Origin of the sequence: Algiphilus aromaticivorans DG1253, from assembly GCF_000733765.1 — a bacterium.
GTDB lineage: Bacteria > Pseudomonadota > Gammaproteobacteria > Nevskiales > Nevskiaceae > Algiphilus > Algiphilus aromaticivorans.
This window is the reverse complement of record NZ_JPOG01000001.1, coordinates 1617496-1642825: the sequence shown is the minus strand read 5'-3', so window position 1 is coordinate 1642825 and position 25330 is coordinate 1617496. Positions and strand designations below refer to the sequence as shown.

General features: G+C 62.8%; 20 protein-coding genes and 1 pseudogene. 15 read left to right on the top strand and 6 right to left on the bottom strand.

Translation table 11 applies throughout. The annotated features are described in order from the left end of the window. Positions 1-288: 288 nt before the first annotated feature. The 3 genes from smc to ligA are packed head-to-tail and all read left to right on the top strand — an operon-like array spanning position 289 to position 6610. Positions 289-3789, top strand: coding sequence for a chromosome segregation protein SMC (gene smc, locus U743_RS07590; protein WP_043767006.1), 3501 nt, complete (start codon positions 289-291; stop codon positions 3787-3789). After that, positions 3786-4568, top strand: coding sequence for a cell division protein ZipA C-terminal FtsZ-binding domain-containing protein (locus U743_RS18040; protein ID WP_052367686.1), 783 nt, complete (start codon positions 3786-3788; stop codon positions 4566-4568). The genes smc and U743_RS18040 overlap by 4 nt, the downstream gene beginning before the upstream one ends. Then, a complete protein-coding gene (gene ligA / locus U743_RS07580; protein ID WP_043767003.1) occupies positions 4565-6610 on the top strand; it encodes an NAD-dependent DNA ligase LigA in 2046 nt (681 codons plus the stop codon). The genes U743_RS18040 and ligA overlap by 4 nt, the downstream gene beginning before the upstream one ends. Before the next feature lie 231 nt (positions 6611-6841). Here the strand turns inward: ligA and U743_RS07575 are convergent, their stop codons facing one another. Next, a complete protein-coding gene (locus tag U743_RS07575; RefSeq protein ID WP_043766999.1) occupies positions 6842-7807 on the bottom strand; it encodes an integron integrase in 966 nt (321 codons plus the stop codon). A 226-nt stretch (positions 7808-8033) separates the two neighbouring features. On the opposite strand from U743_RS07575, the gene U743_RS18715 reads away from it, so the two are divergent. The 9 genes from U743_RS18715 to pyrC all read left to right on the top strand — a co-directional run bounded on the left by U743_RS18715 (position 8034) and on the right by pyrC (position 16066). Next, positions 8034-8783, top strand: coding sequence for a cytochrome b/b6 domain-containing protein (locus tag U743_RS18715; protein WP_084191433.1), 750 nt, complete (start codon positions 8034-8036; stop codon positions 8781-8783). Between the two features lie 306 nt (positions 8784-9089). Next, positions 9090-10121 carry an IS30 family transposase gene (locus U743_RS07570; protein ID WP_084191256.1) on the top strand — a complete coding sequence of 344 codons (1032 nt, stop codon included), beginning with the start codon at positions 9090-9092 and terminating at the stop codon, positions 10119-10121. A 669-nt stretch (positions 10122-10790) separates the two neighbouring features. Then, a complete protein-coding gene (locus U743_RS18710) occupies positions 10791-11555 on the top strand; it encodes a S1 family peptidase (RefSeq protein WP_084191432.1) in 765 nt (254 codons plus the stop codon). Between the two features lie 24 nt (positions 11556-11579). Next, on the top strand, positions 11580-12254 hold the full coding sequence (locus tag U743_RS19055) for a hypothetical protein (protein WP_156966367.1): 675 nt from the start codon (positions 11580-11582) through the stop codon (positions 12252-12254). A 95-nt stretch (positions 12255-12349) separates the two neighbouring features. Next, positions 12350-12751, top strand: coding sequence for a hypothetical protein (locus U743_RS07560; RefSeq protein ID WP_043766994.1), 402 nt, complete (start codon positions 12350-12352; stop codon positions 12749-12751). A 22-nt stretch (positions 12752-12773) separates the two neighbouring features. Further along, on the top strand, positions 12774-13442 hold the full coding sequence (locus U743_RS07555; RefSeq protein ID WP_156966366.1) for a class I SAM-dependent methyltransferase: 669 nt from the start codon (positions 12774-12776) through the stop codon (positions 13440-13442). A 100-nt stretch (positions 13443-13542) separates the two neighbouring features. Further along, positions 13543-14100: a hypothetical protein gene (locus U743_RS07550; RefSeq protein WP_043766990.1), complete on the top strand. Its 558-nt coding sequence runs from the start codon at positions 13543-13545 to the stop codon at positions 14098-14100. A 35-nt stretch (positions 14101-14135) separates the two neighbouring features. Next, a complete protein-coding gene (locus tag U743_RS07545; protein WP_052367683.1) occupies positions 14136-14942 on the top strand; it encodes an alpha/beta fold hydrolase in 807 nt (268 codons plus the stop codon). Between the two features lie 65 nt (positions 14943-15007). Continuing rightward, on the top strand, positions 15008-16066 hold the full coding sequence (gene pyrC, locus U743_RS07540; protein ID WP_043766985.1) for a dihydroorotase: 1059 nt from the start codon (positions 15008-15010) through the stop codon (positions 16064-16066). Positions 16067-16181: 115 nt separating this feature from the next. Here the strand turns inward: pyrC and U743_RS07535 are convergent, their stop codons facing one another. The 4 genes and pseudogenes from U743_RS07535 to U743_RS07520 form a co-directional block, all read right to left on the bottom strand. Continuing rightward, positions 16182-16502 (bottom strand): 2Fe-2S iron-sulfur cluster-binding protein, encoded by a 321-nt coding sequence (locus tag U743_RS07535; RefSeq protein WP_043766981.1) that lies wholly within the window; start codon positions 16500-16502, stop codon positions 16182-16184. Positions 16503-16534: 32 nt separating this feature from the next. Further along, positions 16535-17803 (bottom strand): annotated as a pseudogene (locus U743_RS07530) (cytochrome P450). A 485-nt stretch (positions 17804-18288) separates the two neighbouring features. After that, the gene (locus tag U743_RS07525; protein ID WP_043766979.1) at positions 18289-19479 is read right to left on the bottom strand and encodes an OmpP1/FadL family transporter; all 1191 of its coding nucleotides are present in this window, start codon (positions 19477-19479) and stop codon (positions 18289-18291) included. A gap of 88 nt (positions 19480-19567) precedes the next feature. Beyond that, complete coding sequence (locus U743_RS07520; protein ID WP_043766976.1) at positions 19568-20446, bottom strand: haloalkane dehalogenase; 879 nt, start codon at positions 20444-20446, stop codon at positions 19568-19570. A gap of 372 nt (positions 20447-20818) precedes the next feature. On the opposite strand from U743_RS07520, the gene U743_RS07515 reads away from it, so the two are divergent. The 3 genes from U743_RS07515 (at position 20819) to U743_RS07505 (ending at position 24482) form a co-directional block, all read left to right on the top strand. Then, positions 20819-21538, top strand: coding sequence for an SIMPL domain-containing protein (locus U743_RS07515; protein WP_043766973.1), 720 nt, complete (start codon positions 20819-20821; stop codon positions 21536-21538). Positions 21539-21645: 107 nt separating this feature from the next. Further along, the gene (locus U743_RS07510) at positions 21646-22521 is read left to right on the top strand and encodes a diguanylate cyclase domain-containing protein (RefSeq protein WP_043771604.1); all 876 of its coding nucleotides are present in this window, start codon (positions 21646-21648) and stop codon (positions 22519-22521) included. Between the two features lie 683 nt (positions 22522-23204). Beyond that, positions 23205-24482 carry a PQQ-dependent sugar dehydrogenase gene (locus U743_RS07505; protein ID WP_052367681.1) on the top strand — a complete coding sequence of 426 codons (1278 nt, stop codon included), beginning with the start codon at positions 23205-23207 and terminating at the stop codon, positions 24480-24482. A 58-nt stretch (positions 24483-24540) separates the two neighbouring features. On the opposite strand, the gene U743_RS18705 is transcribed toward U743_RS07505, so the two are convergent. Beyond that, positions 24541-25269 carry a fatty acid desaturase gene (locus tag U743_RS18705; RefSeq protein ID WP_198021973.1) on the bottom strand — a complete coding sequence of 243 codons (729 nt, stop codon included), beginning with the start codon at positions 25267-25269 and terminating at the stop codon, positions 24541-24543. Positions 25270-25330: the final 61 nt, after the last annotated feature.

Here is a 25330-nt window from a genome sequence, read left to right as displayed (position 1 = left end):
AGGGGTGGGGCGCTCATGCTAAACCAGCGCCCGGGCCCCGGCGCGGCCTGTTCGCCCGCACGCGAGCGGATGCTTCGGCGCGAGGCACTACACTAGGGCACCGCAATGATTCTTCATCGCGTCATAATTCCGACATCCTGATATTTCCGACATCTCCGTAGGTCGGGCTTCAGCCCGACAGCCCCGCCCATTTGCAGGCGCTGTCATCGGGCTGAAACCCGATCTGCCGGAAATAGCGGTTCCGTCAGGTCCGACCAATCTTCTGCAGCCGGTGTCCGAACCCGCCGCATGCGCCTTTCGCAGATCAAACTCGCCGGATTCAAGTCCTTCGTCGATGTCACGACGCTGCCGCTGCCGTCCAATCTGACGGCGGTGGTCGGACCCAACGGCTGCGGCAAGTCCAACATCATCGACGCCGTGCGCTGGGTGCTGGGCGAATCCAGCATGAAGCAGCTGCGCTCGGCCTCCTCGGAGGACGTCATCTTCAACGGCTCGCGCTCGCGCAAGCCGGTTGGCCGCGCCTCCATCGAGCTGTCCTTCGACAACAGCGACCACACGCTGCAGGGGCCCTACGCGCACTACAGTGAAGTTGCCGTGCGGCGCGAGCTGACGCGCGACGGCCAGTCGCAGTATTTCCTCAACGGCTCCAAGTGTCTGCGCCGCGACGTCGTCGACCTCTTCCTGGGCACCGGCCTGGGTACGCGCTCGGGCTACGCCATCATCGAACAGGGCATGGTCTCGCGCATGATCGAGGCTAAGCCCGAGGAACTGCGCCAGTGGCTGGAGGAAGCCGCCGGCATCTCGCGCTACCGCGAGCGCCGGCGCGAGACCGAATCGCGCATCCGCAGCACCCGCGAGAATCTGTCGCGTCTCGACGACCTGCTGGGCGAGGTGCGCGCCCGCGCCCGGGCGCTGGAACGTCAGGCCGAGAACGCCAAGAAGTACAAGCGCTACCGCGAGGAGGAGGAAAAGCTCAAGGTCGAGATCCACTTCCTCAACACCCGCGACACCGAGGCCGAGGCCGAAGCCGCCGCCGAGCGCGTGCGCGAGGGTGAGGCCGCCGAGCGCAGCACCGGCGTCGCGCTGAACGAGGCCCGCGACGCGCGCCTGCGCGCCGAGACCGAGCTGGAGGCCGCCAGAGGCCGCTTCAACGAAGCGCAGAGCGCCTACTACGCCGCCGAGGCCGAGACCGCCCGTGCCGAGCAGTCCCTGCGCCACGCGCGCGAGCTGGCCGAGATGCGCGATCGCGAGATCGCCAATCTCGGCGACGAGCAGCAGCGTGCCGAGGCGCGCCAGGCCGAGGCCAAGCAGCAGGCCGAAACGGCGCGCAACCGCCAGCAGCAGCTGCAGGCCGAGCGGGAAGCCGCCGAGCGCGAGTTGGCAGACGCCCGCAATGCGCTGGAGCAGGCCGAGGCCGCCGCCGAGGCGGCCGACAACGCGCTGGCCGCCCACGACAGCGAAAGCCGCGAGCCGCTGGAGCAGCTCGCCGGCGAGCGCACGCGCCTGCGCGAGCGGGAATCCGGTCTGCAGCAGCTCAATCAGCGGCGCGAGCGCCTGCAGGCCGAGCGCGCGCGCACGCCGGAGCCGGACGCCGAAGGGCTGGAAGCCGCGCGCCAGGCCACCACCGAGGCTGCCGACAAGCTCAAGGCCGCGCGCGAGGCATCCGAGGCGGCCGAGTCGCGCGCCGAAAAGGCCGAGTCCGCCCGCGGCGAATTGCAGGAGCAGCTCGCCGAATGCCGCAACGAGCACACCCGCCTGCAGAGTGAGCAGACTTCGCTGCAGACACTGCAGTCCGCCGCACTGGGCGACGACGACCCGGCGCTGCATGACTGGATGCACGCCGTTGGGCTCGGCGAGGCGCAGCGCCTGGGCCAACGCATCCGCGTCGCCTCGGGCTGGGAAACGGCTGTCGAGCATGTGCTCGGCCGTCTGTTGCAGGCACCGCTGGCGCCTGATCTGGATAAGTCCCTGGCCGCCCTTGACCAGGCGCCCGAAGCCGGTGCCGCCGTGGTGCGCGACGCCGCCGCCGGCGGCGCTGGTGACGAGGATTCGCTGGCCGCACAGGTCGACGCCCCGGCCGGCGTGCGTGCGCTGCTCGTCGATGTGCGTTGCGCGCGTGACGCTGCCAGCGCCCAGTCCGTGCTCGACGCTGCCGACGACGCCGTCAGCGTGGTCACGCCCGACGGCGTCTGGCGCGCGCGCGGCTGGCTGCGGACGCCACCCCGAGGCGAGGGCGAGGGCGTCATCGCGCGCAGCCGCAGGCTGGAGCGCATCGAGGCCGCACTCTCCGATGTCAGTGCCCGCCTGCAGGATCTGGAGACGCGCGCCGAGGCCGCCGCCGCCGAGCAGTCCGAGGCCGTGGCCGCGCGACGCAGCGCCAGCGCCGAGGCCGAACGCGCCCGCGAGGCGCACGCCCGTGCCCAGACCGCCGAGTACAAGGCCCAGCAACAGTTCGACCAGCACAGTGCCCAGCGCCAGCGCCTGGACGAGGCGCTGGCCGAGGTCGAGCGCGAGCACGCCGAGCGTGAGGCCGACTGCGCGCAGCTGCGCGAATCGCTGGCCGAGCAGGAAGCCCGCGCTCGGGCGCTGAGCGAGAAGCGCGAGCAGCTCGCCACCGCCCAGAAGCAGGCGCGGGAGGCGCGCGAAGCCGCGCGCACGAAGCTGGCCGAGCAGCAGAAGCGCGTCTCGGACCTGCAGGCGCGTCTGGCCGCGGCGCAGAGCGAGGCCGAGTCCGCCGGCAAGCAGGCCGAGGAGTCAGCCTCGCGCGCCCGCCAGCTCGCCGAGACGCTCTCTCAGCGTCGCCAGGAGCCGGCGCGCGAGACGGCGGTCTCCGAGGCCCAGAAGACCGTCGAGGCTGCCCGCGGCAAGCAGGAGGAAGCGCGCAAGACGCTGGCGGCGGCGCGCACGGAAATGGAGAATCACGAGCAGACGCTGCAGCAGGCGCGTCTGGCCGAGCAGAAAGCGCAGGGCGAGCGCGAAACGGCGCAATCCGCCCTGCAGGAGGCGCGGCTGGCCTACAGCACGCTGGACTCCAAGCGCCAGACCTTGGCCGCGCGCTTCGGGGAATTCGGCGTGACGCGCGCCGAAGTAGCCGAGAAGATGGAGGAGGGCGCCGAGGCCGAAGCCTGGCAGGAGCGCTTGGCGCAGCTGCAGCGGCGCATCGAGCGGCTGGGTGCCATCAACCTCGCGGCCATCGACGAGCTGACCGAGACCCAGGAGCGCGCCGAAGAACTGGCCAAGCAGCACGCCGATATCACCGAGGCGCTGGAAACCCTCGAAGAGGCGATCCGCAAGATCGACCGCGAGACGCGCCAGCGTTTCCGCGAGACCTTCGAGATGGTGAACACCCGCTTCTCGGCGCGCTTTCCGAAGCTCTTCGGTGGCGGTGAAGCCTCGCTGGAACTGACCGACGACGACCTGCTGGCCGCCGGTGTGCGCGTCATGGCGCGGCCGCCCGGCAAGCGCAACACCACCATCAACCTGCTGTCCGGCGGCGAGAAGGCGATGACGGCCGTGGCGCTGCTGCTGGCGCTCTTCGAGCTGAACCCGGCGCCCTTCTGCCTGCTCGACGAGGTCGATGCGCCGCTGGACGATGCCAACGTCACCCGCTTCTGCGATGTCATCCGCGAGATGTCCCAGAGCGTTCAGTTTGTCATCATTACCCACAACAAGATCACGATGGCGCTCGCTGAGCATCTGCACGGCGTGACCATGGCCGAGCCGGGAAGCTCGCGCCTGGTCAGCGTCAACGTGCAGGAAGCCGCCAGCCTGGCCGGAGAAGCCGCTTGACTGCACTACAACTGTCCCTGCTCATCTTCGCGCTGGTCGCCATCGCGGTGGTCGGCTTTGTCAGCTATCGCCGCAACGAGGCGCCGCGCGAGCGCAAGGCGCCGCGCGTCGATGGCGGCGGCGGCGAGGAACAGCTCGACCTGCTCAAATCCCAACGCGCTGCCGGTGGCTTCGACGAGTTCGGTGTCGGCGAACCGCGCAGCGTCGGCGGCAAGCGCCGCGCCGCGCAGGCGCCCGAGGCCGACACCGCTCCCGCCCCGGCGTCCGCGCCGGTTCCGGAGCCGCGGCCTGTGCCTGAGATTGAGCCTGAACCCGAGCCCGTCGCAGAGTCGCCGGCGCCCAAGAAGGATGCCGGCCCCGCACCGGCGCAGGACGACTACATCGTCTCGCTCTTTCTGGTGCAGAGCGAGGGCCAGCCCATCGCCGGCCCCGCCATCCACCGCTGCCTGCACGGGCTGGGCCTGGAGCCCGGCGAGCGCCTGACCTACGAGCGCCGCGTGAATGGCACCACCTGGTTCCATGTCGCCAACATGCGCAAGCCGGGCTATCTGGACCCGGGCGAGGCCGACCGCTTCGAGACACCGGGCCTGAGCCTCTTCGCGCTCCTCGACGGCCAGGATGATCCGCTGGCGGTAATCGACGATGTCCTCGCTACGGCTGGTCGCATCGCCGAGAGCCTGGACGCAGTGCTGCTCGACGAGCAGCGCCGTCCACTGGATGCCGAGGCCGCCCAGCGCCTGCGCAACGACGTTCTGGACTGGCACAAGCGACGGGCATGAGCGCCGAAGCGGCCAGCGCGCGTATCGAAGAGCTGCGCGCGACCATCCGCGAGCACGACCGCCGCTACTACCAGGACGACACCCCCGCCATCAGCGACGCCGAGTACGACCGGCTCTTCCGCGAGCTGGTCGAGCTGGAGCGCGCCCACCCCGAGCTGCAGAGCGAGGATTCGCCCACCCAGCGCGTCGGCGCGCCACCGTCGGACGCTTTTTCGACGGTGCAGCACAGCACGCCCATGCTGTCGCTGGCCAACGCCTTCGATGCCGACGAAGTCCATGAATTCGACCGCCGCCTGCGCGATCTGGTGGGCGGCGAGCAGCTCGACTACTTCGCCGAGCCCAAGTACGACGGCGCGGCCGTGACGCTGCGCTACGAGCAGGGGAAGTTCACGCGCGGCGCGACCCGCGGCGACGGTCGCACCGGCGAGGACATCACCGCCAACCTACGCACGGTGCGCGACATTCCCCTGAGCCTGGGCGCCGACGCGCCCGCGCTGGTGGAGGTCCGTGGTGAGGTCGTCATGCCGCAGTCCGCCTTCGAGCGCATGAACGCCGCACTGGCCGCCAACGGCGAGAAAACCTTCGTCAACCCGCGCAACGCCGCCGCCGGCAGCCTGCGTCAGATCGACCCCGCCGTCACCGCCCGCCGGCCGCTGTCCTTCATGGCCTACGCCCTCGGCAGCGGCGAAGGCGAGCTGGGCCTGCCCACCCAGGCCGACCTGATCGCGCGTCTTGCTCAGTGGGCCTTCTCGACCAGCGACTATGCCGCCCTCGTCTCCGGCGTCGAAGGCTGCCTGGCGCACTACAAGCGTCTGCTGGAATTCCGCCACATCATGGACGTCGCCATCGATGGCGTCGTCTACAAGCTGGACAACATCGCCCTGCGCGAAGAGGCTGGCCACCTCGCGCGTACCCCGCGCTGGGCCCTGGCGCACAAGTTCCCGGCCGAGGAAGCCGAAACCGTGCTGGAGGCCGTCGAGTTCCAGGTCGGCCGCACCGGCGCAGTCACGCCGGTGGCACGGCTGAAGCCTGTCTTCGTCGGCGGCGCGACGGTCTCCAACGCCACGCTGCACAACGCCGACGAGATGCTGCGCAAGGATATCCACATTGGTGACACGGTCGTGCTGCGCCGCGCCGGCGATGTCATCCCGGAGGTCGTCCGCGCCATCCCCGAGAAGCGCCCCCAGGATGCCCGGCGCGCGCAGATGCCCGACCAGTGCCCGGTCTGCGGCGCCGAAGTCGCGCGCCCGGAAGGCGAGGTGGTCGCGCGCTGCACCAATGGCCTGTCCTGTCCGGCGCAGCGCCACGCCGCCCTGGCGCATTTCGTGTCCCGCCGCGCCATGGACATCGACGGGCTGGGTGACAAGATCCTCACCCAGCTGCTGGATCAGGACCTGGTCGAAACCCCGGCCGACCTCTACAAGCTGGACAAGGACACCCTGCTGGGCCTGGAGCGCATGGCAGACAAGTCCGCCGACAATCTCCTGGCCGCCATCGACAAGAGCCGCAACACCACGCTGGCACGCTTCCTCTTCGCGCTGGGCATCCCGGATGTCGGCGAAACCACCGCCCAGGCCCTGGCCGAGCACTTCGGCAGCATCGAGGCCCTGCGCGAAGCCGCCGCAGCGGACGACGGCACGCGCGACATCAAACCCGCCACCAAGCGCTTCCCCCAGCTCACCGCCGTGCCCGACGTCGGCCCGGTCGTCGCCGCCGAGATCTGCGACTTCTTCAAGGAGCCGCACAACCAGGCCGTCATCGACGCCCTGCTGGCAGCCGGCATCCACTGGCCCGAGCCCAAGAGCCCGCGCGGCGACGCCCTGGCCGGCAAGCGCTTCGTCATCACCGGCACGTTGCCCGACGTCACCCGCGACGAGGCCGCCGCGCTCATCAAGTCCCAGGGCGGCCAGGTATCCAGCTCGGTCTCGAAGAATACCGACTACCTGCTGGCTGGCGAAAACGCCGGCAGCAAGCTGGAGAAAGCGCAGAGCCTGGGTGTGACCGTGATCGGCTGGGAGCAATTGCAGTCACTACTGCAATGAGCTGATCCGGTAGGCGCGTTGGATTTCCGCGCGACGATCCGGCACGCTGCCAGTCAACGTGGCGTTGGGGGCGGGGGATGCCGGGGCGCGCAGATGCGCAGCGTTTGACCAATCGATATTTCTTCGGAAGCGAGAGTGTCGGCGAGGGCGCGCTTCCGTTTCACGCTCGGCGCTCGGACGGCGGTGCGAACTGGCCGCCTAAGGCGGGGTCCGGAATTGCGGGGTAGGCTGCTAGCCGAGCGGGCTCGTCACCCCCGCAAACCCGCGTCCGAGCACGTGCGTGTATACCTGCGTGGTGCGCAAATCCGAGTGCCCGAGCAATTCCTGCACCGTTCGAATGTCGGTGCCACGGCGCAGCAGCTCGGTGGCGAAGCTGTGGCGGAAGGTATGGCAACCGGCTGGCTTGTGAACACCGCTGCGTTTTACCGAAGCTTTCACGGCCCGTTGCACGCTGCTGACATGGATGTGGTGCCGCACGACGCGACCATCGTCGTCCCGGCACAGGCCATCGGAAGGGAACAACCATTGCCACTGCAGCGACGTGCCCGCATTCGGGTATTTGCGGCGCAGCGCGAACGGAAGGCTTACCGGAATTTCGTCCCCATCCTGTCGTTCGCGGTGCCCAGCGCTTATCGATTCAACGCGGGACTGCAACGGCGCGATCAGAGAGTCCGGCAAAAGCGTCGTTCGATCCTTGCCGCCCTTGCCATCACGAACCGTGATCACCCGCCGCGAAAAATCCAGATCCTTGACCCGAAGACGCGCGCACTCGGTTACCCGCAATCCGGCGCCATACATCAGAGAAGCCATGAGCTTGTATGGAGTCCCCAGTCCGCCGATCACTTCTCGCGCCTCTGCATGCGACAGCACCACAGGCAGTCGCGGCGGGCGCTTCGCCCGTACCGTGCCGTTGATGTCCCCCAAAGGCTGATCCAGCACCCTGGCATAGAGAAACACCAGCGCGTTCAGTGCCTGATTCTGTGTGGCCGCCGCGACGTTGCGCTGCGTTGCCAACCAGGTCAGGAACTCGCGTACTTCCTCCTCGCGCATCTCCGACGGATGCCGCATGCCGTGGAAGCGGATGAAGTACCGAATCCAGTACCAGTACGTCTTCTCTGTGCGCCGGCTGTAGCGACGGGTTCGAATGACCTCGCGAAGCTGCTCCCGCAGTCGCGGACGCCGAATGTGCCCATCCATGACTGGCCCTCACGCATGGTGAACATACATACAGTATTATTGAATGAGCAAAATGCCGCAGTCAAACGAACACAAGCCGCGCTCGAGCGGTATGCGCCAACTTATTGAAATATTTAAGGAACGTGCGAACTGCACATCCGTGGCGCCCCGGAGTTATGAAGCGCGCAGTGTGATGCAATCATGCAGCGTGCAGCCCAATCACTGTTAGACAACTAGGATAATTTCTATGAATGATCTGAAATCTTATGCTGTATGGGATTCTTGGACTCGATGGTTTCACTGGATTAACGTGCTGTGCGTTTTCAGTCTTATGGCTGTGGGCCTGGTGATTCTCAATTCAAGTTCTCTCGGCTTATCTGATGACGGAAAAATTTCGCTAAAAGAAGTTCATACCCTAATTGGCTATATCTTTGTCTTGAACCTTTTTTGGCGCTTTATTTGGGCTTTTTGGGGAAATCGTTATGCCAGATGGCGCTCCATTCTGCCCGGAGGAAAGGGATTTAAGCAGGCAGTGCATCGCTATGTTATCGCTTTTATTTCCGGTCGGCCCGAACAATATCTTGGCCACAATCCACTGGGGCGCTTAAGTGTTTTTGTTTTGTTTATACTTCTTGCTATCCAAGCGATCACTGGGTTAGTTTTAGCCGGCACAGATTTATTTTACCCTCCTTTTGGGGGCTCGATTGCGCAGTGGATAGCCGCGCCTAGCGTTAACCCGGATACATTAGTGCCTTATGCGCGGGAAATGTATGACGCTGCAGCCTACGAACGTATGCGTTCCTTCCGTAAACCATTTATTACGACTCATGAATACAATTTCTTCGTCTTGGGCTTTGTCATCTTTTTACATATTGCAGCGGTAATACTAACTGAAGTAAGAGAGGGCGGGAGCATAATTTCTGCGATGTTCACTGGTAAAAAGATATTGAGCCAAAAACCTATAGATGAGAATGATTCCGACCATGGTGAAAGTTAGTTAGTTTTTGTGTCTAACAAAGCGCTGCACTCGGACAAATTTTGCGCTGCGCTCCAAATTTGCCGGTGAGCGCGGCGTTATCCGTATCGGCATCAATCGGCGCAAGGAGCAAAAGTTTAATGCAGACGCAGATATTGCAGGATGGGGCCGAGTCATTTGAAGTCTCGGTATTCGAAGCCACAAGTGTCTCCCGGGTGGTGCTTTTCGCAGTAGGATCGGGAGGCGATCCGGCACGTCACTCCTCACTTCTTCTTAGACTCAATAACCAAGTGCAACACCCACCTCTGATGCAGATACGGTGTTGCGATGACAAGAAGAAGCTACCGCCATCTCTCGGCGGAGGAACGGGCGGCGATCATGCTCTTGGCTGAGCAGAAGGTTACGACGCGAGAGATCAGCCGGCGGTTGGGGCGCTCGCCGTCGACGATATCGCGCGAGTGTCGGCGCAATGCGTTGGCCGGCAAGGCGTACGACGCCACGGCAGCGAGTGCGGCCTACCGGCAGCGACGACATCGTTGCGGGCGGCATCGGAAGCTGCAACCCGGCATGCCGCTGTGGCAGTACGTCCACGACCGCCTGATCTATTTCGCCTGGTCGCCGGAGCAGATCGCCTGCAGACTGGAACGCATGTTTCCCGACGAATCTGACTGGCAGATCAGCCACGAGACCATTTACGCGGCCATCTACGCGCACCCCAAGGGGGCGCTGAAGAAGGCCATGGTCGAGGCGCTGCGCCAGCACAAGCCGCAGCGCGGCCAGAAACGGCGTACCGCCGCCGGCAAAGGCGGCATGGTGGTGCCGGACGATCTGCGCATCGTTCATCGCCCCGAGGATGTGACGCAGCGCAAACTGCCGGGCCATTGGGAAGGCGATTTCATCAAGGGCGCCTACAACCGCTCGGCTGTCGGCACCGTGGTCGAACGCAAGACGCGCTTCGTCGTGCTCTGCAAGATGGCCGACTGCAGCGCCGATGCGGCGCTGGAGAGCTTTACCCGTCAGATGAAGAAGGTCCCCGCCTTCATGCGCGAGAGCTTCACCTACGACCGGGGCAGCGAGATGGCGCGTCATGACGAGCTCGCCCGACGCCTGAAGCTCGACATCTGGTTCGCCGACCCGTACGCGCCTTGGCAGCGTGGCAGCAACGAAAACATCAACGGCCTGCTGCGCCAATTCCTGCCCAAGGGCGCCGACCTTTCCTCGGTCAGCCAGACCCAGCTCAACGACATCGCCCGCCTGCTCAACGGGCGACCACGCAAAACCCTGGACTGGCAAACGCCTGAAGAAGTCATGGCCCACGAAATGGCGAAATTTCACGAAAGCGTTGCACTTGATTCTTGAGACCAGCCTGGGCTCACTCGCTAAATCAGGCTTCACGGTGGTCGCACCACATTTTGAGCGACTTACCTCGCCAATGCCTAGCGAAACAGATTTGATCCTTCGCGCAAGACGTTTATCCCTCGCTCTAGACGCCTTCGCTCAGCCCGGTGCTAAAGTATCAGGTGCTGGACACTCTATCGGCGCAGCCACGCTTATCGCTCTAGCGGGAGCACAGATGTGGTTGGGACCTGGTCGGCGCGTTAATATTGTACCGGATAGCAGATTGACTCGGCTCGCTCTATTGGCGTCACCCACCGGCTTTTTCCAAGCGCCTGGTGCACTTGATGCGGTAAGAGTTCCAATTCTGGCATGGGTGGGTTCCGAGGATAGCATCACTCCTCCTGGCCAAACTGAATGGCTGGCTCATGCCATTAGTGGTTCGCAAGCAGTGGATGTTCGCATTACTGAAGGTGCCGGCCATTTCTCGTTTATGGATCAGCCACCGCCGCACGCTACCGAGCCGTTACCAAATAAACAGGCATTTCTTCGGGAGCACTCTAGTGAAGTTTGCAAGTTCGTGGCGGGCTAACGAGGGTGGCCCATGCAAGTGGTATACGATAGATAATACGGATAACCAAGCGTTGCACCGGACAAGCCGGTGAACGCGGCGTTAGCCCGCTCTCCTACTTCATGCCATCACTTACCCCACGCGAACTATTTGAAAGCTATGCGGCTGCTGTCGTTTACGTCTGCGTTGAACTGCCTAATGGGGATCAGTCCGTTGGATCCGCGTTCCATGTAGGAGAAGGCGTGTTCGTTACTGCGCGCCACGTAGTTGATGGGAACCAGATTCTTGAGGTGGCGAATACCATTATACGATATGTGCCAGATGAGAGCGGGAATACGACCATCCATGGAGTCGAAGGTAAGGTTCGGTCGATTTTCCCGTCGGCTGGTCGAGTGGTGCGCGGGCCAATGTTTCATCCTGACGATTCGGTCGATATTGCCGCGTTTGTGGTCGAAGGCTTGGAGTGCCCAGTTATTCCTATGGGCTCACATCTGGACGACTGGATAAATGACGAAGCGTTTTCTCTAGCAGAAGTCGTAGTCATGGGATATCCACCGGTTCCGTTTTCCGGTGAGCCCACGCTTATCGCAAGCCGAGCTGAGGTCAACGCCATCATTGATAAGTACACTGGTGGACATCCTCACTTTATTGTTTCTTCAATTGCTCGTGGTGGCTTCAGTGGTGGGCCGTGCCTCATTGAGTGGGACTTCTCGTTGGGTGTTGTTACGGAGTCACTGGTTGAGGGGGACGCGGCGGCGGAATCTGGTTATCTTGCCGTAATCTCGATTGAGCCGGTTTATGTTTGTTTGTCGCATCACGGAATACTGCCGGCCATCCAGGCGGAGGGTTGGGATGGATTCTGGAGCGGCTCCGATGCCGCGGGCTAATTCACGCGTTAAAGTTGGATTTCTATGACCGCATCCAAGATAAGCCCAGAGAAAATTAACAAGCCCATCCAACTACTTGGTGCGTGGTTGGCTGGGCTTTTTACGGTTAACAGTGGGTTTCTTTTTGCCGCTGCCAATATGGAGCAAGGTTCTTTCGAGTCGGTTTCTCTTGTTCTGGCGGCAATTCTTAATGTTCCTTTGTTTTTGTTTTCAGTTTTTCGTCTCCAAACAAAATTTAGACCGGAACTGCAGGAAGATCATTACTATTCAACGTATTTGAGTCAAAAGACCAATGAAACGGTAAAAGTTCCAAAAAGTGATTTCCAGCTTACAGAGATATTTCAAAAACTTAGCGAGCTGGAGGATAGAGTTACGCCCACTACCTCAGACAGTCAGGGTGAGTTGATAAAGGAATTGAGCTTCGGTGTTAATAAAAACTTTGGTGATCTTGAAAGTATAAAGAATGAGCTATCGTCTGCAGGTGTGGTTTCATGCACAAGCTTCGGCACCGATAGCTTGCCACTTCAAAGAAGTGTAGCCATCGACCACAGGGTCTCAAGAGCTGCAGTTCGCGAAGTGCTTGGTTTGGCGAGCAAGCTCGGCTTTACGCACTGGGGCTATTTTGACAATCAAATGGAAGAAACCCATGAGGATGTCCTGCTTGGAGCGTACGGAGATCATGAGTTCGAAATTATTTAACAAGTCGCTTAAGTTTGTTCCCGGCCTGACGGCGGTCCACCGGACGCCACTGTCGTGGCGCCGCTTAGCTTCGCGTTAGGTTTCAACGAAGAAATATGGCGCTGGCAGTAGTCGGAAAAGCATTTTCTGTCTGGGTGGCTATCCTCGGCTTAGCCATTGCCAACGGTATGTTTCGAGAGGTTGTTCTGACCGCGACTTTGGGCGAGGTACCGGGCCTGGTGGTCAGTGGCGTGCTGCTTTCTTGTCTCATCCTGTTCGTGACGTACCTGTCGCTACCTTGGCTTGGTGTTCTCGGGGGTAGTCAGCTAATTGGTATCGGTCTTATGTGGCTGGTGCTGACGCTCGTCTTTGAGTTTTCATTCGGCTTGGCGCAGGGCAAGCCCCTGTCCGTACTCCTCGAGGCCTATTCATTCGAGGGTGGGAACATCTGGCCCTTGGTGCTGTTGGTTACGGCTCTGGCTCCCTGGTTGGCCGCGAAGGTCAGGGGCTGGCTGTAGGATGAGGGGCCGGTAGCAGCATGTGCGTCGCGCCACGGTGTGTGCGCACCGCGGGTCTTCTTTGGAGGCCGCTTATAGAAGGGAATTTATGAAAATAATCAATCAATTGGAGACATGGTCTCGCGCGTTCGGGCGGGGCGTTTTTCCGCACGAGATGACTTGGGTACTGGATCTTCCCGGTCGTGCCGTGATCATGTCGGCTCGCACGGTGGCTGAGCGTTTGCCGGTTGCGCCGGATGCGCAGGTGCTGGAAGTCGGGGCGGGGTCGGGCTACTACAGTGTGGAGGTCGCCCGAAAGATTCCGCAGGGGACGTTGACGCTGCTCGATATCCAGCAGCAGATGCTGGATATCTGCGCCGAGAAGCTGAAGGCTGCCGGTATCCGGAATTTCTCGACCAGGCAGGCGGATGGCAAGGCGCTGCCCTTTGCCGATGCGGCCTTCGATGCCTTGTTCCTGGTGACGGTGTTCGGCGAGATCGAAGATCGCGAAGGCTTTCTGCAGGAAGCCGCGCGCGTGTTGCGGCCGGGTGGGGTGCTGTCCATCACGGAGCACCATCCCGACCCGGATTTCGAGCACGCCCAGGAGGTCGCGGAATGCCTTAGGACGCACGGCTTCGTGCCGCTGCAGAAGCTGGGCTGGCGCTGGGCCTACACGCTCAATGCCTTGAAGCCTGGTGCAGGCGGAAGCTGACGGGGCGTTGCAGCGCGCGTTTGGGCTGGTTCGCCGTGTTGCCAGCGACAAAGGTTGTTGCCGTGAACGCTGCTGAACGCAGGCGTTGGGAGGCAAAGGCGTGAACGCGTTTGTCACGGCAATGTTGCATTCGGGCGCCTTCGTGGTTGTCGCAAGCTTGGCCGTGGCGCTTTGGTCACTGGTTCGCGTTGTGCTGTTGAAGAGGAAGATCCTGCCGCTTTGTCAGAATCGGCCTGAGCAGGTCTTGGTTGCGCTGGCAGTGGTGTTTACGGCGCTCGCTTCGGGCTATCTGTTTCAGACGCAATCGCCCGGTCCTGTGGCTTCCGAGGGCGCTCAGATCAGAATCGAATCAGCTCCCGTTGCCGCACCGGATGAAACGGTGGTCATGGAAGGCGATGTGGCGAGGCAGTGGCAGCGGCAACGCCGCCGGGGAGCCGCCATTTTCTTCTCGTTGCCGGTCCTGATCGTGCTTTTCCCGCTCGTCTTCTTTGCCATGAGCATCCGCCCGTTTTTCCAGGCGCTTGCGGCAGCGCTGCTCACGGCACAGATTGCTGTCGGCATGTCCGGCTACGGCATCTTGTTTATCCCCGGTGCTTTCTTCATGCTGCTCGCAGCAATCAGTGCGCTGCGTGCGCTCGAAGCGCGAGCGCGGCCTTAGATTGCTGAGCATCGGCATGAGCAAAGGAGGCGGAGATGGCGCCCCAGACCCCATCTGTCGAGCTGCCCACTGGCGTGACCCTTCAGTACGCCGAGCAGGGTGATGCCGCGGGCACCCCCGTAGTGCTGCTCCACGGGCTCAGTGATTCCTGGTACTCCTATGAACGGGTATTGCCGCATCTACCGGGCTCGATTCGTGCTTTCGCCCTGACGCTGCGGGGGCATGGTGATTCGAGTCGACCCGAGGCGGGCTACCGTTTCCAGGATTACGCGGCGGACGTGGCGGCCTTCATGGACGCACTCGGCGTGGAAGCTGCCGTCGTTGTCGGCCACTCGCTGGGCAGTGCCGTTGCGCAGCGCTTCGCTGTTGATTACCCGGACCGTGTCCGGGGGCTTGTCCTGATAGCCGCGTTCGCGAGCTTGCCGAAGAGTCCGGTTCCGCGGGAGCTCTCGGAGGTGGTGGCGACGATGCAGGATCCGGTGGATCCGGGCTTCGTGCGCGAGTTTCAGGAAAGCACGCTTGCACAGCCGATGCCGCAGGCCTTCTTCGAGACCATCGTGCAGGAGAGTCTGAAGCTGCCGGCAGACGTGTGGCGGGCCGCGGTGGCCGGCGTACTGGAAGGCGATTTCTCGGAGGCGCTCGGCACGATCAGGGCGCCGACGCTGCTCGTCTGGGGGGATGCCGACGCCATGGTTCCCGGAGCGGACCAGGATGCTCTCATCGCGGTCATCGCCGGCTCGCGGCTCGTGGTCTACGCGGGCGCGGGGCACGGTCTTCACTGGGAAGAGCCCGAGCGCTTTGCCTCCGATCTTGCGCGCTTTATCGAAGGGATCCGCGGGTGAAGGGCTAGCGGGCCTTCAGCGGCTCCCTGCTAGACTTCGGCGCCGTTTGCCTGCGGATAAAACCCATGCCGGTCGACCCCTCTGCCGAGCGCCTTGTGCTGCGCCGCCCCGATGACTGGCATGTGCATCTGCGCGACGGCGATACGCTCACGATGGTTGCTCGGCACACGGCGTGGCCCTTTGCGCGGGCGATCATCATGCCGAATCTGACCCCGCCGGTGACCACGGTGGACGCGGCACGCGCCTATCGGGATCGCATCCTCGCGGCGGTGCCGGCGCAGGCCGGTTTCACGCCACTGATGACGGCTTACCTGACCGACGAGATCGACCCCGAAGAGATCGCGCGCGGTCATGCGGAAGGCGTGTTCACGGCCTGCAAGCTCTATCCGGCGGGTGCCACGACGAACTCGGCCGCGGGCGTGACGGATATCCGTCGGCTGGATGCGGTGCTGGCGCGCATGCAGGAAATCGGCATGCCGCTGCTGGTGCACGGCGAGGTGGTGGATGCCGATATCGACATCTTCGACCGCGAGGCCGTGTTCATCGAGCGCGTGCTGGCGCCGACGCTGGCGCGCTTTCCGGCGCTGAAGGTGGTCTTCGAGCACATCACCACGCGCGAGGCGGTGGATTTCGTGCGTGCCGCGGATGAGCGCGTGGCTGCGACCATCACCGCGCACCATCTGGAGCTCAACCGCAACGATCTGCTGGTGGGCGGCATCCGCCCGCACAACTACTGCCTGCCGGTGGCCAAGCGGGAGCAGCATCGCATCGCCCTGCGCGAGGCGGCTACTTCGGGCAACCCGAAGTTCTTCCTGGGCACGGATACCGCGCCGCACGCGATTGCCGACAAGGAAAGTGCCTGCGGCTGCGCCGGCATCTTCAGCGCGCCGGTGGCGCTGGAAAGCTACGCCAAGGTCTTCGAGGAGGAAGGGGCGTTGGAGCAACTCGAAGCTTTCGCTTCCGAGAACGGGCCGCGCTTCTATGGCCTGCCACTGAACGAGGGCAGCGTGACGCTGGAGCGCTGCGCCTGGACGGTGCCGGAGATCGTCGAGGCAGGCGGCTTGCGCATCCGACCCTTCCATGCCGGCCAGAGTCTCGGCTGGCGCGTGCTTCGCGCGGACTGAGCGAGGCGGGTCGGGCCGCGACGCCAGAGGAGCGGAGCGACCGTGAGGCGTGCGTCGGCCGAATTCCGGAAATCAGTGGGCGGATAAAGACAGGCAGTCCCCGTCGCAGGCGGGGCTAATGCTGTGCTAGCGGTAGTTCCGCGACCAAGCCGTCGAGCTCCTCGCCGAGCGTGATCTGGCACCCGAGCCGGGAGTTTTCCTTGCGCCCGTCCACGACCCCCAGCATGGTCTCTTCCTGACTCCCTATGGGGGGAAGCCGGTCCGCCCATTCGGGGCGGATGTAGACGTGGCAGGTGGCGCAAGCGGCTTCGCCACCGCAGTCGCCGTCGATGCCGGGAACAAGATTGCCGGTTGCCGCCTCCATGATCGAGGTGCCGTCGGGGGTCTCGACGGTCCGTTCGGCCCCGTTTGCCGCAATGAACGTGATTTTTACCATGATGAACTCGTTGTCTCCGGAGTCGTAGTGGGTTATCCGTTATGGATGCGGACGGGAAGGGATTCATAACCCTTGACAAAGCACGACATCACGCGCTTTGGCTCGCCGATCACTTCGATCTGCCCGGGGTTGGGGAAGCGGCTCAGTAGCTCCTCCCACAGGATCCGCAGCTGCATCTCGGCAAGCCGGTTGCCTACGCAGCGATGAATGCCGAATCCGAATGAGAGGTGCCGACGAACACTCGGCCTGTCGATGACCAGCTCCTCGGGCCGGTCGAATTCATCCTCGTCGCGATTGCCGGAGACGTACCACATGACAACCTTGTCGCCCTTCTTGATGGCCTTGCCACCCAGCTCCGTGTCAGCGGTCGCATTGCGCCGCATATGAGCCAGCGGGGTTTGCCAGCGAATGATTTCCGAGACTGCGCTCGGGATCAGATCTTTTTGCTGGCACAACTTCTTGTACTGCTCGGGATAGCGGTTCAATGCATAGAGACCGCCGCTCATGGAATTGCGTGTCGTGTCGTTGCCACCCACGATGAGGAGGAAGATATTCCCGAGGAATTCGGCCTCATTCATGCATCGTGTCTTGTCAGAGTGCGCGAGCATCGACAGAACGTCGTTGCCCGGTTCCGAATTGACGCGTTCGTTCCAGAGCCGCGTCATGTAGACCGCGCAGTCTTGCATTGGCTTCTGGCGTTCTTCTTCTGACTCGATGAGGCCGGCGCCGGGAAGCGTCGTCGCGACATCGGACCAGTAGGTCAGGAGGTGCCGGTCTTCCCACGGGAAGTCGAAAAGCGTGGCCAGCATCTTGGTCGTAAGGTTTATCGAGACGCGCTCGACCCAATCGAAGCTCTCGCCGATCGGGAGGCCTTCCACGACGTCGCGTGTGCGTTGCCGTATCAGTGACTCAAGGCGTGCAAGATTGTCTGGTGCGACGATGGGGCTTACGGAGGCCCGTTGCTCATCGTGCTTCGGCGGGTCCATGGCGATGAACATGGGGAGGCTGCCGATAGAATTGTCGCTCATGATGGTGATGCCGCCGTCCCGGTTCTCTTAGCTGAACAGTTCGGGGTGCGTCTCGACATGCATGATGTCTTTGAACTTCGTCACCGACCAGTACGGGCCGAACTGGCTGGTCTTGCAGTAATGAACGGGGTCCTCGTTGCGCAGCCGTGAAAAGTAGTCCCACATGCTGTCTTCGGCGAAGCGCTCCGGTTGACTGACGTCAATCGCTTCAATGGGGCCGATATAGGCCTCCGATGAGTGGGCATCTTCACGCTGCGCGACGCTTGCTTCCATGGTGTCTGGCCTCCGGGTGCATTGGTGGATTGGAATCACGACGATGTCGTCGTAGCACCTGGGGAAAGATTTGGCCCCGGATACGGAGGCAGCCCCTGCCTTAGGGAGGGTATTTGCGGCGCCGTCGCTGCATCCGGTGACCGTGGAAGCCTTGGGGCAGCGGGTGACCGAGCGGTGCGTGGTTGAGCGGAGATCCTCGCTGCAGGCAATTGGCGTGCGCGTCTAGCGCCTCGCGGTCTTAGAGCCCCATGAGACCACCACGCACGCGAGGGGATGCAACTGTTTCGGCAGAAGCGTTGCGACGCACCTAACGACGGAGGCCGTGGTTCGTTTCGGGCACGGTGGTGCGATGTCCGGTACGGCGGGCAAACCAAAAAAGGGGCGGTGGCCTCAGGCCCTCCGCCCCATTACGGGAGAGATATTGGTCAAGGACGCGCGACCTGGCGCTTTCCCGTTACCCCGATGTGACTTCTGATTCGATTGCGTTACGGCTTCCAGGTGAAGTGCACACCGAAACCGGTGCGGATTTCGCTGTGGTAATTGCCTGCGAAATCGGGGTTCTGCTCAGGGGATATGTCGCGCTGGCGCCCGCTGGTATATCCGTACGTGAAGCCGATGTTGTAGCTTTCGTACTGCATCTCGTAGCCGACCATGATCATCTTGTCGGCCGTATCGAACAGCGTCGGCCGCACCGCGTTGGGTTCGATCATCCACGGCTCCTGGGTATAACCGATGCGCAGCACCCGGTTGCTGAGGCCGGTGTACTCGACGGCCAGCCAATGGCGGAAACGATTGGTGGCATTCGCGATATAGGGCTGATCCAGGGGGTCGCTCTTCTCGAAGTCGAAATGGCCGGATTCGAAGTCGTCGTAACGCGTCCACTTGGTCTGCCCCATGATGTGCAGCCCGGGCATGGCTTCATAATCGAAGGCCGCGGTTACGCTTTGCGGGGTATAGAGATCCAGGACGAGGTCCTGTTCCGTACCGCCGACGTGGCCGTCGCCTTCCAGCCGCGTGTAACCGCGGGTGCGATAGCTAAGGCCCAAGGAGAGCTTCTCGGAGGGGTCATAGACCAAACCGAGCGCACCGTCGATGCCGGCGCCTTTGAGGCCGTCGAACTCGACCGGCCCCAGGGGGCTCGGCAGCTTCACGCTCTGCTCGGCGTAGTTGGGCGCGATCTGCAGGCCGACGCGCAAATCGGGCGTGATCTGCCGTCCGGCCAGGAAGCCGACGTTGACGAGGGCGAGCTTGCCCAGGAAAGGCGTGTCCTGCCCACCGTCTGCGGCGAAATCGAAGGCGGTGCCTACCGAGCCATAGGCGCCGATGCCCATGTGCCAGCCCGCCACTTCGCCCAGGCCGTACCAGAGATTGATGAAAAGCGGGGTCTCGTTACTGATCTGGTCGAAGCCGCGTCGGTCGTCGCGGTAATGCGCAGTGAAACTGATGGCTGCGACAGCGCCGACGATCTGCTTGCTCAGCGGACCGACGACGCCGGCCGGATTCGTCAGCGAGGCACTACCGGCGTCGTCCGGTGAGGCGCCGGCTGCCCCGGCAAGGTCGCCGTCACGCGTCGCGGTGTGCGGCGATACGATGAGTGAGGCCTGCGCCGAGATGACCGTACAGGCGAGCAGGGCGCCTGTCAGTCTGCCGAGGGCGCGAGTGTCGATTCGAGTCATGGCTGCTTTTCCCCTTGTTCTGTGCGCCGGCTGCTTGGGCCGGCTGCGTTTGGCGCTACGGGCCGGCTCCGCTTTCCGGCTTGTGGCGCTAGTTGCCGAGGCGCGTGATCCACTGCGCGATGGCCTGGCCGATGCTGTCGGGCGCGTCTTCCTGCACGAAATGCACGCCGGGTACCGTGATTTCTTGCTGATTCGGCCAGCTGCGGCAGAAGTCCCGGGCATTGCCGGTCACGATCGCGCCCGGCTCGGCGTTGATGAACAGCTTGGGTACCGGACTGCTTGCCAGCCATTTGCCGTATTGCGTGACGAGATCGACGACATCGGCGGGCTCGCCGGCAATCGGAAGCTCGCGGGGCCAGGTCAGTGTGGGGCGGCGGTCTTCGCCCGGGGTCTGGAAGGGCTGGCGGTAGCACGCCATTTCCTCTTCGCTGAGATCGCGCAGGATCGCGTTGGGCAGGATGCTCTCGACGAACAGATTCTGCTCGAGAATCATGCTGTCGCCCTGAGGGCTGCGCAGAGCCTGGAAGGTTTCTCGGAAGCCTTCGGGCCACTCTTCCCAGCTCAGTGGCTTGACGATGGCCTCCATGTAGGCAATCCCGCGCACCCGCTCGGGGTGGCGGCGCGCCCAGTCGAAGCCCAGCGCCGAGCCCCAGTCGTGCAGGACCAGGATTACGGGCTCGTCGGGCAGTACCTGATCCATGAAGGCATCAATGAAGGCGCGGTGCTCGACGAAGCGATAGCGGTCCGGATCCTGGCCAGGGCGTTTGTCGGAATTCCCCATGCCGATCAGATCCGGGGCGATGCAGCGCCCGAGCTCGCTGAGGTGCGGAATGATGTTTCGCCACAGGTAGGAAGATGTCGGGTTGCCGTGTTGCAACCAGATCGGGGCTCCACGGCCGCTTTCGGCGTAAGCCATGGAAAGGCCGTTGATGGTGACGCGCTGCTGCGACGGTAGCTCTGACGGCATGGGTGACCCTCCTCGTTGCATTCTTGTGTACGTCGAGCGGATGGTGCGTTGCCATCGCTTCGCGCTCGCCGTCCCTCTGTGGATAGCGTGCGGAGCATGCCTTGCACGATGCCGACGCACCCCCTGCCGAAAGGCAGGGCTGCCCAAGGGGGCGTGGGGTCCAACAGGAAAAAGGCGAAGAATCGCCCGAGTTCCAGGGGCAGCGATTGCTCTTGTAGCGGTGCGGTTTTCCGTTCGGAAGTTGTGGCCTCCGGCAGTACGGTGGCCTCGGGGCCACGACAAGCGCAAAAACCTCGGGGCGAAGCCTTATGGCGCTGTTACACGCGGTGGCCAGGCGCCGTAAGATGGGGGTCTCGATTGAGGAGTCTCGCGATGGGCGATAGCCGGAGTTCCGCGGTCCTTGGTGCGCTCGTCGCCCTGGGGCTCATCGTTGGCCTCATTGGCGGCGGGCGCTACATCGCCCAGGCAGCCGACATCTGGCAGCAGTCTTCGCGCACCGTTACCGTGCGCGGCCTGGCGGAACGCGAGATCCCGGCGGACCTTGCGCTCTGGCCGCTCAACTACACCGTAGATGCCGATACCCTCGGTGAACTGCAGAAAGGCCTCGAACGGGACCGTGAGCGCATCAGCAATTTCCTCCTCGCCGCAGATTTCAACGAGGCCGATATCAGCGTCACCACGCCGCGCATCACTGATCATGCGCGGAATACCTATGGCGACCGCCGTCCGGAGCTGCGTTACTCCGCAGAAGCCACCGTTCTGCTGCGCACCAGCAATGTCGCCGGTGTGCGCGAAACGGTGTCCAGGGTCAACGAGCTGGTGCGCGAAGGCGTGCTGCTGTCACCCACTTACGAGTACCGCACCGAGTTCCTCTTCACGGGCCTCGAGGCTATCAAGCCGGAGATGATTGCCGAGGCCACTGCCGACGCCCGCCGTGCCGCGCAGCAGTTCGCACAGGATGCGGGCAGCAGCGTAGGTGAAATCCGTCGCGCTACGCAGGGCTATTTCTCCATCAATGATCTCGACAGCTATACGCCGGAAGTCAAGCGCGTGCGCGTGGTGACCACCGTGGATTACGCCTTGGAGGATTGACGCACCGGCTGCCGGCAGGCGAAGCCCTACCGGCAGCCATAAGACAGTGAACGGCCGCGGCCGATGCAGAGGTGATGCCGGGGCGGGCAAGCAAGTTGCACCGAATTATGCCCATTGACCTAGAGTCGCTTTACCCTAAGCTTATTCATCTGATAATGGATGCGGTCTTCGTGATCGACGAAGACGACCGGATCGCTTTTGTGAGTGATGCTTGTGAGGCACTGCTCGGTTACCGTGCCGACGAGCTGATCGGCACCCCGATCACCGACTATATGCATCCTGACGACCTGGCGGTTACACGGGCCTCTATCGTCCGGGTCATGAGTGGTCAGCCGCACCGCGACTTCCGGAACCGTTATATCCACAAAGATGGTTCCACCGTCCACATTCTGTGGTCTGCCCGCTGGTCCGAGGAGGAGGGCGTGCGGATCGGCGTGGCTCGGGACGTGACGGCCCTCAGACAGGCTGAGGAAGGCCTGCATTTCCTCGCCCATCATGATCCGCTGACCGGGCTGAGTAACCGATCGTTGCTCAATGATCGACTGGAAATGGCTCTGCGTGCGGCGCATCGCTATCAGGGCGGTTTGGCCTTGCTGTTTCTGGATCTGAATGAGTTCAAGTCCATTAACGATACCCATGGACATGCGGTGGGGGACCGTGTGCTCTGCACGATCGCACGACGACTGGAAGGCTGCGTACGCGAGACGGACACGGTAGCCCGGATGGGCGGTGATGAATTCGTCGTACTGTTGACCGAAATCCAGTCGGCGGATGCCGTTTCCAGGAAGGTGAAACAGATTGGTACGGTCATGACCGAGCCATTGGATACCGAATTCGGCGAGATAAGGGCGCTGTCCTGCAGCATCGGCGTGGCTTGTTATCCAGAGCATGGCGAGGATGCCGATTCCCTGCTGAGCTACGCAGACAACGACATGTACCGGCAGAAAAGGCATCGCTCGGGATCTGGGAGACGGTCCCACTAGGGCTACGATCAAGCAGGATATGACAGCGACGGAGCGCGTCTCCATTGATCTGTCTGATGAGTGTCCGACGGTTCGGAAGTACTGAAAAGTTGCGGAATGAAGGGGCTGGAAGACATGAAGGCATGCATGGGCCGATGCTGGAACGCACTCGGCAGTGCGCTGAACCTCGATGAACGCATCCCTTACCACCCTGGCCGGGGCCTTTGGCAGGACAATCTGATGAGCGCCTGACTTCCAGCTGCCGCAATGCCTATCAATCGATCGGTGCGCTGGGCGCGGTCGAAATGACCGCACCCGGTCGGGCGGCTCTGGTCAATGCAGGACTGACCCGCCCGGGAGTGTCTGCCGACGCGCGTTGCTTTGAAGGCTATCGGGCCGAACTGTCCGCCTGTTCAGACCGCGTCACAGCGAACGAATAGGTTCTTGCAACGACCCATTGAGTAGGGGTGGTTCCGATGCTGTGCCCGCGTGAGCCAAACCGACTCGCGTGACAGCGCGTCAAGGTGCGATTCGCTTGTCGCTGCGCGCGGTCGTTCAGCTTTTCAGTGACGGGCTGTTCCGGCGGAAGCGCTTCGGCGCTTCGTCTTCGTTCTGGGTCCAGTTGCGTGGGAACAGGCTTTCGCTTGCCCACAAAACAAACATATGTTACTTATTGCGGGTATATATCCATCCCGGTGCCCCGCATGCGGCGTCACGCGCAGCTCCTGCGTCCAACGACCGGCTACTTCCTGCTTTCGGCTCTGTTGCTGATTGGTTGCGGCCAGGACACGTCGAATCTTGAACAGTCCCGGCTGGCCTGTCAGCTCGTTCCCTCGGTGGCCGGTGACGGCGCTGAAGCGGGGCCCGAGATCGAGGTCGAGGTGGTGGTGGAGGGGGTCGAGATTCCCTGGGGCCTTGCCTGGCTTCCGAACGGGGATATGGTCTTCACGGAGCGCGACAAGGGCCAGCTGCGGATAGTCAGGAATGGTCAGTTGCAGACGAGTGCTGTGGCCGAGGTGGACATCGCGCAGATCACGTGGGCTGAGGAATTCGGCGATCTGGGCAGCGAGGGCGGCTTGTTGGGCGTCCTGCTGCATCCGGACTTCGCCGAGAACCGGCGCTTCTACATGTACTGGACTGCGCGCGAGCCCGACGACTCCCTGATCAACCGCCTGGGCCTGTTCACGATGTCCGAGGACTTCAGCAGTGCCGAGCTCGACCGCATTCTCATCGACAACATTCCGGGCGGCATTCATCACGCCGGTGGGTGCATGCGCATCGGTCCCGACAGGAAGCTCTACCTCGGTGTGGGCGCCTACGAAGCACCGCTGGCGCAGGTGCCCGACGACGTCTCCGGCAAGATGCTGCGCATGAACCTCGACGGTTCGATACCGGACGACAATCCGACAGCCGGGAGCTACGTCTTCCTGACCGGCATTCGCAACACGCAGGGCTTTGACTGGTTCGACGCGCACCATCTGCTGGTGATGGAGCACGGCCCGACGTTCAATGACGATGGCGGACCCACCGAGAAGGGTTGGGATGAGTTCAACGTTCTCAAGGCCGGCGAGAACTCCGGATGGCCCGAGGTGCATGGGTGCGACACAGCGTCGGGTATCACCGAGCCCGTGGTCGTATGGGAACGCTCCTTCCCGCCCGGTGGCGCCACTCTCTATCGTGGCGACGCCATTCCGGAGTGGACCGGAAGCTTCTTTACCGCTACGCAAGGCCTGCCCTGGTTGCCCGATGAAGGGCAGCATCTGCACCGCATTCAGCTAAGCCCCGACAACCCGTACCTGGTCGAGAAGCGCGAGGTGTTCCTGAAGCAGCGTTATGGACGCCTTCGCACCGTGGCGGAGGGCCCCGACGGTTATCTCTACGTCACCACCACCAATTGCGACACGCGCGGGCGCTTGGCCTGGAACCCCAACCACTGCCGCCGAAACGGCGATCAGATTCTGCGCATCGTCGGCCTGAAGTGAATGCGCTCGGGTCTGCTATGTCATGCCGGGCGGGAGGATAGCGCCGCGCTGCTCCTCTCTAAGCGGCAGCCGGGCAGCCGTCGAATCGGTACCAGCGTCGCTGCTCGAAGTCGAAGAGCTTGCACTGATTGAAGATCTTCGCAACGTCGCGCCAACGGAAGCGGTATTCATGGATGTAGCCGCCGAAGCGCGCCTTGATATCGGCGTAGGCGGCAGGCAGATGGTAGTAGGGGATGTGCGGGTGCACGTGGTGCGGTACATGCACCATGATGTTGTGCGTCAGCCACGCCATCGGCCGTGAAAAGTGAATCACGGTGCTGCAATAGACCTGACCGATTGCCGGCCCCCATTGCTCGCGATCGAGGAAATAGGGGATGTGCGGGTGGGTGTGGTGAAGGTAGACGAAGAAGGCGATGAAGTAGTTGAAGACGATGAAGGGCACCAGCACGCCGGCGAGCACGCCAGCCCAGCCCCCCGCGTAGCGCCAGGCGATGGCGCTTATGACGATGAAGAAGGCCAGAGTGATGCCTTTGCCGACTCGCATCGAGCGCCGCTGCTCCGGTGTCTGACCCGGGTTGAAGCGAACCATGCCGTCCCACCACACGCGTCGAAGGTAGTGCAGGGCGCAACCGGGAAGCGAGCGTTCAATGCGATACAGCCAGCGCGCCCGGGGGGAGGCGTCGGCGTACTCCTGTGGGGTCCAGGGGCGCCAGATCCAGTCGATGGCGCTAAGGAATGTCTGATCAAAGTCGGATGAGTGACCGCGAAGACATTGCAGGCTGCACACCGGGTGAAATGAAGGCTGTTTCGGGGGCTTCAGCCTCTGCAGAAGCCCGATTTCGTTGTCA